General features: G+C 69.5%; 14 protein-coding genes. 7 read left to right on the top strand and 7 right to left on the bottom strand.

What is annotated here, in order from left to right:
• The first annotated feature begins 282 nt into the window (after positions 1–282).
• The 4 genes from ABT294_RS11540 (at position 283) to ABT294_RS11525 (ending at position 4,160) form a co-directional block, all read left to right on the top strand.
• Positions 283–1,371 (top strand): alcohol dehydrogenase catalytic domain-containing protein, encoded by a 1,089-nt coding sequence (locus ABT294_RS11540; RefSeq protein WP_350805239.1) that lies wholly within the window; start codon positions 283–285, stop codon positions 1,369–1,371.
• A 71-nt stretch (positions 1,372–1,442) separates the two neighbouring features.
• On the top strand, positions 1,443–2,951 hold the full coding sequence (locus tag ABT294_RS11535; RefSeq protein ID WP_350805237.1) for an AAA family ATPase: 1,509 nt from the start codon (positions 1,443–1,445) through the stop codon (positions 2,949–2,951).
• 19 nt (positions 2,952–2,970) lie between these two features.
• On the top strand, positions 2,971–3,486 hold the full coding sequence (locus ABT294_RS11530; protein ID WP_350805236.1) for a cupin domain-containing protein: 516 nt from the start codon (positions 2,971–2,973) through the stop codon (positions 3,484–3,486).
• A complete protein-coding gene (locus tag ABT294_RS11525) occupies positions 3,486–4,160 on the top strand; it encodes an ArsR/SmtB family transcription factor (RefSeq protein ID WP_350805235.1) in 675 nt (224 codons plus the stop codon). The genes ABT294_RS11530 and ABT294_RS11525 overlap by 1 nt, the downstream gene beginning before the upstream one ends.
• Here ABT294_RS11525 and ABT294_RS11520 read toward each other — a convergent pair.
• Entirely contained in the window at positions 4,093–4,767 is a 675-nt protein-coding gene (locus tag ABT294_RS11520; RefSeq protein ID WP_350805233.1) for a phosphotransferase family protein, read from the bottom strand. The two genes, ABT294_RS11525 and ABT294_RS11520, sit on opposite strands and share 68 nt — an antisense overlap.
• A gap of 235 nt (positions 4,768–5,002) precedes the next feature.
• On the opposite strand from ABT294_RS11520, the gene ABT294_RS11515 reads away from it, so the two are divergent.
• A complete protein-coding gene (locus ABT294_RS11515; protein WP_350805231.1) occupies positions 5,003–5,737 on the top strand; it encodes an AfsR/SARP family transcriptional regulator in 735 nt (244 codons plus the stop codon).
• Between the two features lie 129 nt (positions 5,738–5,866).
• On the top strand, positions 5,867–6,211 hold the full coding sequence (locus ABT294_RS11510; protein WP_350805230.1) for a hypothetical protein: 345 nt from the start codon (positions 5,867–5,869) through the stop codon (positions 6,209–6,211).
• 52 nt (positions 6,212–6,263) lie between these two features.
• Here ABT294_RS11510 and ABT294_RS11505 read toward each other — a convergent pair whose 3' ends face one another.
• Positions 6,264–8,480: an MMPL family transporter gene (locus tag ABT294_RS11505; protein ID WP_350805229.1), complete on the bottom strand. Its 2,217-nt coding sequence runs from the start codon at positions 8,478–8,480 to the stop codon at positions 6,264–6,266.
• A 95-nt stretch (positions 8,481–8,575) separates the two neighbouring features.
• On the opposite strand from ABT294_RS11505, the gene ABT294_RS11500 reads away from it, so the two are divergent.
• A complete protein-coding gene (locus tag ABT294_RS11500; protein WP_350805228.1) occupies positions 8,576–9,106 on the top strand; it encodes a TetR/AcrR family transcriptional regulator in 531 nt (176 codons plus the stop codon).
• A gap of 13 nt (positions 9,107–9,119) precedes the next feature.
• Here ABT294_RS11500 and ABT294_RS11495 read toward each other — a convergent pair whose 3' ends face one another.
• From ABT294_RS11495 to ABT294_RS11475, 5 genes are all read right to left on the bottom strand, one after another.
• Positions 9,120–10,466: an SUKH-4 family immunity protein gene (locus ABT294_RS11495; protein ID WP_350805227.1), complete on the bottom strand. Its 1,347-nt coding sequence runs from the start codon at positions 10,464–10,466 to the stop codon at positions 9,120–9,122.
• A gap of 262 nt (positions 10,467–10,728) precedes the next feature.
• Entirely contained in the window at positions 10,729–11,874 is a 1,146-nt protein-coding gene (locus ABT294_RS11490) for an amidohydrolase (protein WP_350805226.1), read from the bottom strand.
• A 79-nt stretch (positions 11,875–11,953) separates the two neighbouring features.
• Positions 11,954–12,718, bottom strand: coding sequence for an amino acid ABC transporter ATP-binding protein (locus ABT294_RS11485; RefSeq protein WP_350805225.1), 765 nt, complete (start codon positions 12,716–12,718; stop codon positions 11,954–11,956).
• Positions 12,715–13,692: an amino acid ABC transporter permease gene (locus ABT294_RS11480; protein WP_350805223.1), complete on the bottom strand. Its 978-nt coding sequence runs from the start codon at positions 13,690–13,692 to the stop codon at positions 12,715–12,717. The genes ABT294_RS11485 and ABT294_RS11480 overlap by 4 nt, the downstream gene beginning before the upstream one ends.
• Positions 13,693–13,701: 9 nt before the next feature.
• Complete coding sequence (locus ABT294_RS11475) at positions 13,702–14,601, bottom strand: ABC transporter substrate-binding protein (RefSeq protein WP_350805221.1); 900 nt, start codon at positions 14,599–14,601, stop codon at positions 13,702–13,704.
• Between the last annotated feature and the right edge of the window lie 130 nt (positions 14,602–14,731).

The raw sequence follows: 14,731 nt of genomic DNA, 5'->3' as shown, positions 1-14,731 counted from the left end.
ACCTGCCGTACGACGGGCGCCGCTTTTTGGCCTAGCGCTCGCTTGGTTTTGCGTCAGAGTAGATTCGCCGGTCGAGGGTGTCAATGTCCCTGGCTCGCGCCCGACCCCCCGGCCACAGCGGGCTTCCAGGGGACCAACCCCGGCGGGCCGTCGGTCGTCCGCGAGGTGGTGGCCGACTCCACCCCAAGCCATAGTCTGTGACGGAACGATGAGCGGGCCGAAGGCGTCAATCTACCGAGCAACCGCTTGCTCGAATCCTGACCGCCGGGCTAGCGTGAGCGCATGCTGATGCGCGCAGCCGTCCTCACCGATTTCAACCAGCCGATGCGGGTCCGCGAGGTCGAGATCGACGAACCGGGGCCGGGCGAGGTGCGGGTCCAGATCAAGGCGTCCGGCGTGTGCGGCTCCGACCTGAAGGCCATCGACGGCAAGAGCCCCGTCGTCAACGCCCTCCCCTTCATCCTGGGACACGAGAGCGCCGGGATCGTCGAGAGCGTCGGCGAGGGGGTGACCACCGTCAAACCGGGCGACCACGTGATCATCTCGATGAACGGCCCCTGCGGCAGGTGCCGCAAGTGCGGCGCCGGGCTCTTCCACCTCTGCTCCGGCCCCGCCAGGCTGACCGCCATCATGGGCGGACGCCCCCGTGTGCGCCTGGACGGCGAGGAGACCCGCAGGTTCATCGGCATCGGCTCCTTCGCCGAGTACGCCGTGGTCACCGAGCCCATGTGCGTGAAGCTCGCCCGGCACGCCGACTTCGCCGCCGCCTGCCTCCTGGCCTGCGGCGTGATCACGGGAGTCGGCGCCGTCCTGAACGTCGCCAAGGTCGCGCCCGGCTCCAGCGTCCTGGTGGCGGGCTGCGGCGGCGTCGGGCTCAACGTCATCCAGGGCGCGGTGCTGGCGGGGGCGACGACGATCATCGCCGCCGACGTGGCGGAGCAGAAGCTCAAGCTGGCCGAGCGCTTCGGCGCCACCCACACGATCGTCCCCGCCGACCTGCCGCGAGAGGTGTCGGACGTGGTCAACGGCGGCGTCGAGTACGCCTTCGACGCGACGGGCGCCCCCGGAGTCCTCGCCCAGTGCTTCGCGTCCACCCAGCCCGGGGGCACGACCGTCATGGTGGGCAGCCCGCCCGCGGGCCACCCCGTGGAACTGGACAGCGCCCTCCTGTTCTCCTCCCGCCGCCTCATGGGCACCCAGGGCGGCGACGCGGCCCCGCACCGCGACCTCCCGATGCTCGCCGACCAGTACCTGCGCGGCCGCCTGGACCTCGACGCCCTCATCACGGAGCGCCTCCCGCTGGACCAGATCAACGAGGCGGTGACCCACGTCCGCCAGGGCACCGTCGCCCGAACAGTGATCGTCTTCTGAGACTCGACCACGACAGACATCCACTGAAGTACAGTCAAGTGAACTGTACTTCAGTAATCACGGAGTCGCACATGGTGGTCAAACCCGCTTACATCTCCCATCGCACGCAGGAGTGGGCGAGCCTGACCGAGTTCGCCACAGGCACCCAGCCGGAGGTGGCCTTCGGAGTGGTGAGCGGTCGACGCCGTCAAGGCAAGACGTACCTGCTGCGAGCCTTGGCAGAAGAACTGGGCGGCTTCTACTTCGAAGCCACCGAAGGCACCGACATCGAGCTCCTCCGACTCTTCGGGATGGCGCTCGGGCGGCACACGGGCTCCCCTGTCGGCCTGCCGTTCGCCGACTGGCGCGACGCGTTGACCTTCATGTTCTCGCTTCCAGGAGAGCGACCGACGCCGTTGGTGATCGACGAGTTCCCGTACCTGATGAAGGCGAATCCGGCCCTGCCGTCCATCCTCAAGCAGGAGATCGACCTGCGAGGCAGGACCCACCGCGGAACAAGCAACGCCAGAGTGCTGATCTGCGGCTCGGCCCTGTCAGTGATGGGCAAGGTGCTCTCCGGCCAGGCTCCGCTGCGGGGCAGGGCTCGGCTGGAACTCGTCGTCCAGCCGCTGACCTTCCGCGAGGCCGCGGAGTTCTGGGGCATCGCCGATCCGCGCCTCGCGGCCCTGGTTCACAGCATCGTGGGCGGCACCCCGGCGTACCGGGACGAGTTCGTGGCCTCCGACGTACCACGATCGCTCGAGGACTTCGACTCATGGGTGGTCCGCACCGTGCTGAACCGCGAGCGGCCCCTTTTCCGCGAGGGAAGATATCTGCTCGCAGAGGAGGCCGATATTCGAGACCCCGCTCTCTACCACTCGGTCCTCTCGGCGATCGCCACAGGTCATCACACATGGGGCCGTATCGCCGGGCACATCGGCTACAAGTCCTCCGACATCGCGCACCCGCTGCACGTGCTGGAGGACTGCGGGCTGGTGACCAAGGAGCGCGACGCCTTCCAGAGCACGTCCACGTGTTACCGGATCTCCGAGCCGATCATCGCCTTCTACCAGGCGATCATGCGTCCCGAGTGGGCGGCCCTTACGACGGGCCATGCGGAGCAGGTGTGGGATCGCGCACGCGAGCGTTTCTCATCCGCGATCATGGGGCCGCATTTCGAGACGCTCTGCCGCGAGTTCGCGTCCAGGCACGGTGAGGAGCTCTTCGGCGCCGTGGGAGAAGTGGCCTCGGGGACGGTCACCGAGCCGGGAGGGCGCGGCAGGAAGGAGCGCAGGATCCAGGTCGACGTCGCCGTGCTGTCTCCGGCTTTCGCCAACGAACCGCGAGCCGTGCGCTCCCTGGGTGAGGCGAAATGGGGCAAGGTCATGGGCCTGCGCCATCTCGACCGGCTACGCCAGGCGAAGGACCTGCTGGAGGCGAAGGGGTACGACACCGGCGACACCGTCCTGACCTGCTACAGCGGGAACGGTTTCGACGACGAGCTCAAGGCCGTCGCGCAGGAGGACCCGCAGGTGTTGCTGGTCGACCTGCCTGCTCTCTACGGAACCACCCAGCCATCCTGCTATTCTAAAGAACGTTAGAAGAATAGAGGAGGCTTTCGTGTCGTATCCCGAGAAGCGCTATCTGGGTGAGTCCGGTGAGGTCAGCGGGGTGGTCCGGCCCGGCGACACGCCACCTGACCTGAGGATGGCCAAGGGGACCGAAGAGCGCCTCTACAAGGGCACCGAGGTGCACTACCTGGGCACCGGAAGCTCCACGAACGGCGCGTTCGGGCTGTACCGGTGGGAGATGGGCCCGCGCCCGTCAGGCCCGAGCCCGCACTTCCACCGGACGATCACCGAGTCCTTCTACGTCCTCGACGGCGCGATCCAGCTCTACAACGGTGACAAGTGGGTCACCGGCAAGCCGGGCGACTTCCTGTTCGTGCCGGAGGGCGGCGTGCACGCGTTCCGCAACGAGTCGGGCGAGCCCGCGTCCATGCTGATCCTCTTCACCCCCGGCGCGCCGAGGGAGGCCTACTTCGAGGAGCTGGCCGACATCGCGAACACGGGCCGCCAGCTCACCCCGGACGAGTGGACAGAGCTGTACCTCCGGCACGACCAGTACATGGTGTGATGGCCGGATTCCCGGAAGAGCCGATCTACCGGCAGCTCGCCCGTATCGGCAAGGCCCTGTCGAACCCGGTGCGGCTGCGCCTGCTCGACGTCCTCGACGAGCGGGAGCGCACGGTCGAGGAGCTGGCCGAGGCGGCGGGCGTGGCGCTCAAGAACACCTCGGCCCAGCTGCAGCAGCTCCACGCGGCGCACCTGGTCACCAGCCGCAGGGACGGCACCAGGGTGTACTACCGGGTAGCCGGCGAGCAGGTCTCGCGTTTCCTCGGCCGGTTCCAGGAGTTCGCGCACGAACGGCTGGCCGACCTGCGCGACGCGGTGTCGGAGCACCTGGACTCCGTGGCGGGCGTGACCGCGGACGAGCTGGCCGCCCGCCTCGACGACCCCGACACCGTGATCGTCGACGTGCGGTCGGCGGCCGCGTACGCCGAGGGGCACGTCCCGGGGGCGGTCTCGGTGCCGCTGTCGGAGCTGCGGCACCGCCTGGCCGACCTGCCCGAGGACGCCGAGATCGTCGCCTACTGCGGCGGCCCGTACTGCGTGGTCTCCCCCAAGGCGGTCCGCCTCCTGCGGGAGCGCGGCCTGCGGGCTCGTCCCCTGGAGGGCGGGCTCACCGGGTGGCGCCGCTCGGGCCGGCCGCTGACCGCCGCCACGACGCGAGGGCATCGCGAGCCGTAGGAGCGAAGTCGGGGAATCGCACCGCCTTGGCGAGCTGCCACACCGTGCCCTGTAGGGCTCGCGCCTCCGCGTACAGCAGGAGGCGCGGGTCGTCCGGGTCCGCCCCGTACGCGCGCACCGCCTCCCGGCCGTCGAGCCTGCCGGTGCGCAGCAGGCAGGCCAGGTCCCAGCCGGCGGGCGCGGTCATGGTCTCCTCGAAGTCGTTCCACAGCAGCCCGCCGGGCGTGGCGAGCAGGTTCCCCGGATGCGCGTCACCGTGGACCGCCTGCGCCGGCTCCTCGCCCAGTAGCGACGCGAGCCGCGCGTGCTCGTCGCGGAGCAGCCCCAGCTCGGACGGTTCGAGCGACCCGGCGAGCAGGCGGAGCAGGTGCGCGGGCTCGTCGAGCACCGGCCCGAGACGGGGCAGCTCGCCGGGGAACCCGCGCAGCGCCTCGTGCAGCTCGGCCAGCGCGCGGCCCGCGGTGACCGTCGGCACCCGCGCGACGACCGGCGCGGGACGCAGGTGGACGCGCAGGTTGTACGAGTCCTTGAGGATCACCGGCTCCCGAACGCGGATCCCGTGCTCTTCGGCGACCAGGACGGCGACTGCGACAGCTTCACGGTTCACCCGGCCATTCTGGCGTGGCTGTGCCGACCGGCGCGAAGATCTACATCTCCGTCACGCGAGCCGGAGTTTGCCCAGCCCTGCTCGCGGCGGGGATTTCCGCACCGCCGACCCGCGCCAGAGAAGCCCGTTACACCGCAAACCGCCATAATTCAGGCCAAACAGGATAGGTATCGTGGTGGGCGATGGAAGGGCTGCGACCGAGCGATTCTTATCCCGCACTGTGAAGGGACTGAGGATGGTGAAGAGCAGCCAGCACCCTCTCCGCCTCACACTCCTGGGCGGATTCCGGCTCCTGTCCGGCGACGACCAGATCACCGTCTCGAACGGCTCCGAGCGCCTGCTCGCGTTCCTGGCCCTCGGCTGCCAGGCCGTCTCGCGGAACCTGATGGCGGCCACCCTCTGGCCCGACGCGCCGGAGCGGCGCGCGTACGCCAGCCTGCGCTCCGCGCTCGCCCGCCTCGACGGCGTCGGACGCCGGATGCTGCACGTCGGCACGACCGAGATCCGGCTGTCGCCCGACACGGACGTGGACTTCCACGAGGCCAGGGCGCTGGCCCAGCGCATCCTCGATCCCGCGGTGCCCACCGAGGGCGCGGACCTCAGCACGCAGGCCATCACGGTGCTGTCCCACGGCCTGCTGCCCGGCTGGTACGACGAGTGGGTGCTCGGCGAGGCCGAGCAGTGGCACCAGCTGCGGTTGCACGCCCTGGAGGCGCTGTCGGCCCTGTTCGTCCAGGCCGGGCGGCACGCCGAGGCCGTCGCCGCCGCCAGCCTGGCCGTGCACGCGGAGCCGCTGCGGGAGAGCGCGTGCGCGGCGCTCATCGAGGCGCACCTCGCCGAGGGCAACCAGGCCGAGGCGCTCAGGCAGTTCCAGCTCTACGAGCTGGGCCTGAACGCCGAGATGGGCCTGCGTCCGACGGCCCGGCTGTGCGAGCTCGTCGCCGGGCTGCGCTCGGCGCGTCGCCCGTGAGGGCGAGCGCCGTCACGCCATCGTCACGCGGCGGTGACAGGGGGCTGGCCATGCTGACGGTGAATGCCGGAGCACCACCCCGATGGCGATCGCCGCGGGCAGCCCGGCAAGGAGATGAAGGAGACAGGAATGCGCACCAAGCGAGTCGTGATGCTGGCCTGTCCGGCACTTCTCAGCGCTCTCGCGTTCGGCGCGGCCTCGCCTGCTTCGGCCGCCCCGAGCCCCGCGAAGACGACCGTGACCAGCGCGAGCGCGGTGGTCCCCGACCCTGACATGAGCATCGCCAAGCCTCCGAAGAAGCGGGCGGCGAAGGCGCAGTACCGCAGGGGCTACAACTCCGGCTACATGGAAGGCCGGTCGGACTGCAAGCTCAAGAAGCCGTACAACATCACGATGTCCGGCGGAGGCGCCTACGGTAAGGGCTTCCGGCACGGATACACCACCGGCTTCCACAGCTGCACGCCCCCGGCGTGACCCGGACAGCCAGGTGACCCCGCCCCGCGCACGCGGGGCGGGGTCGTCCCGGTCAGACCCGGGTGAAAGCCCCGCCGCGGACGGGTGACGGGGTGGCGGCGTCCTCCTCGTCGTGCCCCTCGACCGACAGGTTCGGCAGCAGCCGGTCGAGCCAGCGCGGGCACCACCAGTTCAACCGGCCGAGCAGCACCATGGTGGCCGGAACCAGGAACCCCCGGATGATGGTGGCGTCCACGGCGATGGCGACCGCCAGGCCCACCCCGAACGTCTTCACCATCGGGTCCGGGTAGGCGATGAACGCCACGAACACCGCCACCATGATGAGCGCCGCCGAGGTGATCACCCGCCCGGTCGAGCCCAGCCCCTCGGCGACCGCGCGTCCGTTGTCGCGGTGTCCGAGGTAGGCCTGCCGAACCGCCGTCAGCAGGAAGACCTCGTAGTCCATGGACAGCCCGAAAAGCACCGCGAAGAGCATCAACGGGACGTAGCTCTCGATCGGCACGGTGAAGAACAGGGTTTCCAGGGAGGACGAGCTCGCCGGCGCGTCCATGCCGACCAGCGCGCTGCCGAGCCCGATGGAGAAGACCAGCGCGAGCGCGCCGAACGCGGCGCCCAGCGAGACGAGGTTCATCAGCGCGGCCTTGAACGCGACGATGGGCGCGCGGAAGGCGAGCAGCAGGAGCAGGGCACTGAGCAGCACGACCACGCCGATGACGAGCGGGGTGCGGTCGGAGATGCGGTTGCCCGCGTCGGTCAGGGCCGCCACCTTGCCGCCGACGTGCACCTTCATCCCGGGCAGGGAGATGGCGCGGATGTCGCGCACCACGTCGGCCGCCCGTGTGTCGCTGGGCGCGTAGGAGGGGATCACCTGGATCAGCACGGCGCGTCCGGACGTGTTCAGCGTGGCGGGGGCGACGTGCGCGACCCCGCCCACGGCGGTGATCTCCCGGGTGAGCTGGTCCACGACCGGATCGTTGGCGGCGGCGACCGGCTGGGGCAGCTCGGCGACCACGCTCATCGGCCCGTTGCTGCCGGGGCCGAACCCGACGGCCATCAACTCGTAGGCACGGCGGGCCGGCGAGCCCTGCGTGCCGTACCCGTCGTCGAGCGGCCCGAGCTTCAGGGCGACGGCGGGCGCGGCGAGCGCGACCAGCACCACCACGCTGGCCACCAGCACCTGCCAGGGCCTGCGCGCGACCCACGCGCCGAGCCCGGCCCACCCGGACGAGTCGCGGTTCCTGCCGAGGAACGGCACCCGCAGCGCGTTGACGCGATGTCCGAGCAGCCCGAGCAGGGCGGGGACGAGCGTGATCGAGGTGAGCACCGCGCAGACCACGGAGATGCCGGTGATCCAGCCGAGCGTGCGCAGCAGCGGGAAGCCGCCCAGCATGAGCGCGCTGAGCGCGATGATCACGGTGCCGCCGGCGAACACCACCGCGCCGCCCGAACTGGCCACGGTCCGCCGGACGGACTCCTGGACGGGCACCCCTTCGGACAGCAGCTTGCGATGCCTGGACAGCAGGAACAGCGCGTAGTCGATGCCCACGCCGAGCCCGATCATCGTGGCCATGATGCCCGCCTGCTTGGGCACGTCCACGACATGCCCGAGCAGGCCGATCACGCCCAGCCCCGCGGCGACGCTGACGAGCGCGGTGAAGATCGGCACCAGGGCGGCGGCGAGCGTGCCGAACGCGAACACCAGCACCAGCAGCGCGCAGGCGACGCCGATGATCTCGCTCGGCCCGGTCTTGATCTCCTTGTCGGCCGGGGTCGAGCTGTCGGCGGCCACGACCTCCAGGCCGGCGGCCCGCGCCGGGTCGGCCGCCCTGGACAGGGCCTGCGTGGTCTCGGCGAGCTTGCTGCTGTCGTGGCCCTGCATGCGTACGGTGATGACGCCGATGCGCAGGTTCGAGGCGATTCCTCCCTTGCGGAACGGCGTGTCGACCTTCGCCACGTGGGGGACCGTGCGGATGCGCTCGACGGCCTGGTCCACGGCCTGCTTCGCGCGCTTGTCGAGGAGCGGGCCCTTGTCGGAGTAGACAACCAGTTGCACCGTGCCGCCCGCGGCGTAGCCGGGCCCGAACCCGTCCCGCATCAGGTCGTGCGCGCGCTGGGCGTCGGTGCCGGGGATGCTCACGTCGTTGCTCACCGGACGGCCCAGCACGAGGCTGCCGCCCATCAGCCCGACTGCCGCGATCACCCATAACGCCAGCACGATCCGTCCGTGCCGCGCACACCAGCCGCCCAGCCGTCCCAGAAAGCCCGCCATCCGTGCCCCCTCCTCGACGGCCGTCCTGTACGGTCGTACAGGGCCTACGATAAGACGGGAAATATCGGGAAAGCTGTAGCTCGCGCGGAAATGAGATGATGGCCACAGTCGAGGACGGGAACGACACCCGCAGCCGGATCCTGGCGGCAGCCAAGAAACTGTTCGCCGAGCGCGGCTACGCGGCCACCTCGCTGGCCGACATCGCCGCGGCCGTCGGCCTGACCAAGACCGCCGTCGCCTACCACTTCCACCCGAAGGACCGGCTGGCCGCCGAGCTGATCGCGCCCGCCGCCGACGACATGCTCGCCCTGCTCGGCGCCGACCTGAGCGGGCCGCCGTTCGTCGAGGCGCTGGTCGCCTTCACCGTGCGGCACCGCACCGTGATCCGCCTGTTCATGGAGGACATCAACCGCGCCGACGACCCGCCGCCCGGCTCGACGGGCGAGGCCATCCGAACGTTCAGCGACGAGATCTTCGCCAAACTCGTCGGCCCCGACCCGAGCAACGAGGCCCGCCTGCGCGGCTGGGCCGTGCTGGGGGCGCTCCAGTGGGGCGTCGTGCGCAGCATGGACCAGCCGGAGGACGTCGTCCGCGCCTCTCTGACCAGGATCGCCCTGTCGATCTAGCGGCTCCGTCGCCCTACGAGGCCGGGCGGAGAAGGAAGGTGGTGCCGTCGTCCGCGGGAGTCCGCACCTCGAGCCCGGTCTCGGCCAGCACCTTCGCGATCAGGTCCCGGTCTCCGGCCCACTGCAGCGCGAGTTCGCCGACCAGGTCGCCGCGCGCGTCGAAGCAGGACGTGTGCGCCTGGGTGGTCCAGAAGACGGCCTTGGGCGACTGCCCGGCCTCGGTCGCGTCGTAGACCTGTTGCCAGGCTCCAGAGGAGACCGGCCAGAGGTCGGGCTCGGCGATGTAGCCGTGCGCGGCGAGCCGGCCGAACGCCCGCACGATCCGGCACAGGTCGGAGGACCCGTCGGTGGCCAGGCAGGTGACGACCCCTTCCTCCGGCTTGTCGAGCCCGTGGACCGCGGCGAACAGCGCGTCCATCGCGGCGTCCGCCTGCTTGCTCAGCTCCTCGGCGTCCATCTCCAGCAGCGCGTCAACGTCGCTCCGGTCCGACTGCCCGGGAACGGAGAGCACGAGGCCCTCCCGAGCGAACGCCGACTGGACGCCCGAGGGAAGCCCGCCCCTCCACGCGATGGCGACGTCCTTGACGAGCGCGCCCTCCGCCGTGAAGTGGTCGTCGAGGTCGGCGGGCGGGCTCAGCAGGCCGCCAGACTCGGTGTCGGACGCGAAACGCCCGGCGTCGACGATCTGCCAGCCTTCATTCTCCAGCCGGCTGAGAGCCCGGTCGAAGCCCTCGCGCTGCGAGCGGCCCTCGTCGGCCGCCGTGGACAGGGTGTCGGCGACCTCCGCGCGGCGCTGCTGGAGGAACGCGCGGGTCTCGGCGATGAGGTCCCGGTCCATCAGGGTGTCCATCACCATCGACCACCAGGCTTCGGCGTCGCTGAAGGCGACCGGATCGAGCTCCTTCAACGACAGCCACAGCTCCTGCGTGTAGCGCTGCCCGAACTCCGCGGACTCGCCGTTCAACGCCTGCTGGCGCAGCCTGAGCCGGTAGAGGAAGTCGACGAACGTCTCCAGGGAGCTGTTGACCTGCTCCGCCTGCGGCTCGCCGTCGAGCGAGAGCAGGCCGACGACGCCGCCGCGGAGGTCGAGGAAGTAGCGCATGCCCGAGTCTCCGGACGTCCCGCCGAGCATGAGGACGTCGACGTTCCCGCTGCCCGTGCGGAACACCACGAGCGAACCCGGCCGCGGCTCACCGGTGACGACGGCGTCGAACGCCAGGTCCGCGCGTACCGGCAGGCCGACCTCGCCCAGGATCCGCGCGTCCGCTTCCGAGAGCCCCTTCTCACGGAACCGCTCGACGTCCATCAGCAGCAGGCCTTCGTCACCGAATGCCGCGACCATCTCTTCGCGCGTGACCACTTTTCAGCACCTTGTCGTTGGAGACGGCCCACGGCGGGGCCCGATGATCAAGTAAGCGTAATGGACGTCTCCTTACCCATTGGCCGCTTTTGATCACGGTGGTCATCCCAGCCAGCACGCCACCAGAACCACTCGCCGTCACACCACACCACCAGCCCGACCCAGACGGACACCAGAGCGAGGTCGTCCTCGTAGTGCGCGTCGGCCGGGCGCTACAGGTGGCCGGCCACGCGTCGCCAGGGCAAGTCGGGCGTTGCCTCCCTTACCCTGACCGGTCAGCTGCCGCTTGTTCGTTGAAGGCAGTCCAGGCGTGCTCCACCACGGCTGGGTCGCTGAGCACGTCGAACGCCGTGCACGCCAGCGCCTCGGCCGCGGCCAGCATGGCGGCCTTGCCGTACTCTCCGCCGGCTGCGGCGGCGAAGTCCGGCGTGTGGTCGGAGTGGTCCGGCGGGAGGATCTGGAGGAACGGGTGGATGGTCGGCACCGTGGTGCTGACATTGCCGATGTCGGATGATCCGAGGTAGACGCCGGGCTGGGGTTCGGTCGCCGAGATTCCGAGGCGGGCCAGGTGCCGGGAGAAGGTCCCGGCGAGTACGGGATTGCTGCGGAAGTGGGCGTAGGTCGCGCCTTCGTTCTCGATGACCACGGAGGCGGACGTCACCCGGGCCGCCCCCTCGGCGCAGGCCCTGACCTGGTCCACGAGGCGATCGAGCGCCGACGTCGTCAACGCGCGGAGGGCGAAGCGGCCCTGTGCGAAGTCGGGAATGATGTTCGTGACCTCGCCACCGTGGGTGATGATGCCCTGTACGTGTGAGCCGCTCGGCAGGCTCCGGCGCAGGACGTCCAGTTCGTTGAAGGTCCGGATCAGGGCATTGAGCGCGTCGACGCCGTCCTGCGGGTTTCCGGTGGGGTGCGCGGCCTTGCCGTGGAAGGTGACCCGCAGTTCCAGCATGGCGGTCAGCGGGGCCCAGGACCAGTTGTGGACGCCGGGGTGGAACATCAGCGCCGCGTCGACGCCTTCGAAGACCCCTGCCTCGACCTCGGCGATCTTCCCGCCACCGTCCTCCTCCGCCGGCGCGCCAACCACCAGCAGGCTGCCGTTGGTGGCCTGGATCAGCGGCTGCAGGGCGAGCGCGGCACCTAGGCCGGCGGCGGCGATCAGATTGTGGCCGCAGGCATGGCCCAGGCCGGGTAGCGCGTCGTACTCGAGAAGCAGTGCCACGCGCGGCGAGGCGCCGCTTCCGATGCTGCCGACGAATGCTGTGGCCAGCCCCGCCACGTCGCGTTCGACGGAGAAACCGAACGATTCGAGCTCGCCCGCGAGCAGCGCTGCCGCCCGGTGTTCCTGATGAGACAGCTCCGGGTTTCGGTGCAGTTCGAGGCTGATCTCCCAGAGCCTGTCGGCCAAGGCGGAGATGGTGGCGCTGATGCGCTGGTCAGACCAGACGGTCGGGGTTTGCAAGGGGGATGCTCCAGTTAGGCGTGTGTCACAGCACTTTCGCGAGGAAGGCCTTGGTGCGTTCGTGCTGGGGGTTGGCGATGATCTGGCGGGGTGGGCCCGACTCGACCACGACGCCGCCGTCCATGAAGACCAACGTGTCGCCGACCTCCCGGGCGAAACCGATCTCGTGGGTCACCACAATCATGGTCATTCCGTCACGGGCCAGGTCCTTCATGACGTCGAGGACCTCGCCCACCAGTTCCGGGTCCAGCGCGCTGGTCGGTTCGTCGAAGAGCATCAGCTTGGGCCGCATCGCCAGCGCCCTGGCGATGGCCACCCGCTGCTGCTGACCGCCGGAGAGCTGCGCGGGATAGGTGTCGAACTTGTCGCCGAGGCCGACTCTGCGCAGCAGGGCCTCAGCGTCCCGCCGGACCTCGTCCTTGGGCGCGCTGCCCACCCGCAGCGGCGCCTCCATCACGTTGTCGAGCGCCGTCATGTGCGGGAACAGGTTGAAACGCTGGAACACCATCCCGATCGAGCGTCGTTGCGCGGCCACCTCCTTCTCCCGCATTTCGTGGAGCACGCCGCCACGTTCGCGGTAGCCGATCAGCTCGCCGTCCACCAGGATGCGTCCCCCGTTGATCTTTTCGAGGTGGTTGACGCACCGCAGGAGGGTGGATTTGCCGCAGCCGGAAGCGCCGATGATCACACACACCTGGCCGGGGCGCACCTCGAGGTCGACGCCCTTGAGCACCTCCAGGTGGCCGAAGCTCTTGTGGACGTTGTCGGCCAGGACCATCAACTCGTTCATGCGGTGTTCCTCACGGTCGTGTCCGGCTGGGCGGACGACAGGCGCGGCGATCGGGTCCGAGCCCGGGCCCTCGTGCCGTAGCCGCGGGAGAAGTACCGCTCCACGAAGTGCTGGACGACCATGAGTGCGCTGGACAGGACCAGGTACCACAGGCACGCCGCCACCAGTACGGGGAACACCTGATAGGTGCGTGAGCTGATCGCCTGCAACTGGAAGAACAGCTCCATGCTGACCGGTGTGAACGCCACCAGGGAGGTGTCCTTGAGCATGGCGATGGTCTCGTTCCCGGTCGGCGGCACGATCACCTGCATGGCCTGGGGCAACACGATGCGGCGCAGGGTCAGGCCGCGGGTCAGTCCCAGTGCCTGGGCGGCCTCTGATTGCCCCGAGTCCACCGCCTCGATGCCGGCCCGGACGATCTCCGCCATGTAGGCCGCCTCTGAGAGCCCCAGCGCGAGCATGCCCGCCACGAATCCGGTGAGCAGGTCGGTGGCGTTGATGCTCCAGAACTGGGCGTGGAAGTCGGGGATGCCGAACAGCGCGCCGAGCTCGCGGTCGAAGGGGAGGCCCAGTCCGATCCTGGACCACAGGATTCCCAGGTTGCCGAAGAGCACCGCCAGGACCAGCCGGGGGACCGCCCGAAAGAACCAGGTGTACCCCCAGGAGATCAGCCGCAGGACCGGGCTGGCGGACAGGCGCATGACCGCGAGCAGGACGCCGAGCGTCACCCCGATCAGCATGGAGGAGACGGTCAGCAGGACGGTGCCGCGCAGGCCCTCCAGGACCGGCGGGGTGAACAGGACGTCCTCGAAGACGAAGCGCCACTGGAAGTTCTCGTTCGTCACCAGCACGTTGACGAACATCGCGGCCAGCACCATCAACACGGCGACGGCGACCCATCGCCAGGGGTGCCGGACGGGCACGGCCTTGATCAGCTCAGGCCGCCCTCGGTCGGAGTTTGCTTGTCGTGTCATCGTTCCTGCTCAGGAGGAGGGGTTCACCGCTGGCTTGGTGATCGAGCCGGCCTCGACGCCCCACTTCACCAAGATCTTCCGGTAGGTGCCGTCGGCGATGATCTCTCGCACGGCGGCCTGGATCGCGCCTGCGAACTCTGTCTGGTCCTTGGGCAGCACGAACGCGTAGAGCGCGGCGTCGTACTCTTCGCCGGCGAAGGCGAGCTTGCCGCCGGCCTGCTTGACGGCGTACGCGGTGACCGTCGCATCGGCGATCATCGCGTCGTCCTTGCCGGAGACCACCGCGGCGGTCGCATCGCTCTGCGCCTGATACTGGTCGATGGCGAGGGCAGGCTTGCCGGAGGCGGTGCACTTCTTGGATCGGGCGGTGGCGTCGTCCAGTGAGACGGTGCCGACCTGCACCGCGATCTTCTTGCCACAGGTGTCATCTGGGACGATCGCGCCCCCTGGCCGCTGTGCCCATCGAGTGCCGGCGGAGAAGTAGGTGACCATGTTGAGCGTCTTCATGCGCTCCTGGGTCGCTGCGAAGGACGAGACACCGACGTTGTACTTGGTGGACTTGAGGCCCGGGATGATGTCCGTGAACTTCGCCGGTTGCCACTCGGTCTTCAGGCCCAGCTTCGCCGCCACCGCGTCGAAGATCTCCACGTCGAACCCGATCACCGTCTTGCCGTCGGTGTCGAGGAACTCGCTCGGCGCGTAAGTCGCGTCCGTGCCGACCACGATCTTGCCTGCCGACCTGATGGCGGCCGGTACCTTCGCGGTCAGCGCCGGGTCGGCCGTGATCGACGCCGTCATGTCGCTGGAGCTTTTTCCGCTGCTACCGCAGCCGGCAAGGGCCGCCACCGCGGCGATCGTGCCGACCGCTGCGATCGTGGTGCGCGTCCGCCGCCTCGCACGAGCATTCATGTGGTTCTCCGTTTCAGAGGCACGCCCAAAAGGTGAGAAAAGGGGTGTTTTAGTACGACATAGAGACAAATCACTGGCCGTCTGGCGGCCAGATTACGTGACAGCACTAGCCAAAACAAAGCACTTTTTG

It is taken from the genome of Nonomuraea sp. NPDC000554, assembly GCF_040300065.1.
GTDB lineage: Bacteria > Actinomycetota > Actinomycetes > Streptosporangiales > Streptosporangiaceae > Nonomuraea.
The sequence above is the reverse complement of the archived record's forward strand: the minus strand, read 5'-3'. Positions and strand labels throughout refer to the sequence as shown.

Excerpts from the sequence above, each read along its gene's own strand:
- ABT294_RS11540 (WP_350805239.1), top strand. The coding sequence starts at position 283 with ATGCTGATGCGCGCAGCCGTCCTCACCGATTTCAACCAGCCGATGCGG.
- ABT294_RS11535 (WP_350805237.1), top strand. The coding sequence starts at position 1,443 with ATGGTGGTCAAACCCGCTTACATCTCCCATCGCACGCAGGAGTGGGCG.
- ABT294_RS11525 (WP_350805235.1), top strand. The coding sequence starts at position 3,486 with ATGGCCGGATTCCCGGAAGAGCCGATCTACCGGCAGCTCGCCCGTATC.
- ABT294_RS11515 (WP_350805231.1), top strand. The coding sequence starts at position 5,003 with ATGGTGAAGAGCAGCCAGCACCCTCTCCGCCTCACACTCCTGGGCGGA.
- ABT294_RS11510 (WP_350805230.1), top strand. The coding sequence starts at position 5,867 with ATGCGCACCAAGCGAGTCGTGATGCTGGCCTGTCCGGCACTTCTCAGC.
- ABT294_RS11505 (WP_350805229.1), bottom strand. The coding sequence starts at position 8,480 with ATGGCGGGCTTTCTGGGACGGCTGGGCGGCTGGTGTGCGCGGCACGGA.
- ABT294_RS11500 (WP_350805228.1), top strand. The coding sequence starts at position 8,576 with ATGATGGCCACAGTCGAGGACGGGAACGACACCCGCAGCCGGATCCTG.
- ABT294_RS11485 (WP_350805225.1), bottom strand. The coding sequence starts at position 12,718 with ATGAACGAGTTGATGGTCCTGGCCGACAACGTCCACAAGAGCTTCGGC.
- ABT294_RS11480 (WP_350805223.1), bottom strand. The coding sequence starts at position 13,692 with ATGACACGACAAGCAAACTCCGACCGAGGGCGGCCTGAGCTGATCAAG.
- ABT294_RS11475 (WP_350805221.1), bottom strand. The coding sequence starts at position 14,601 with ATGAATGCTCGTGCGAGGCGGCGGACGCGCACCACGATCGCAGCGGTC.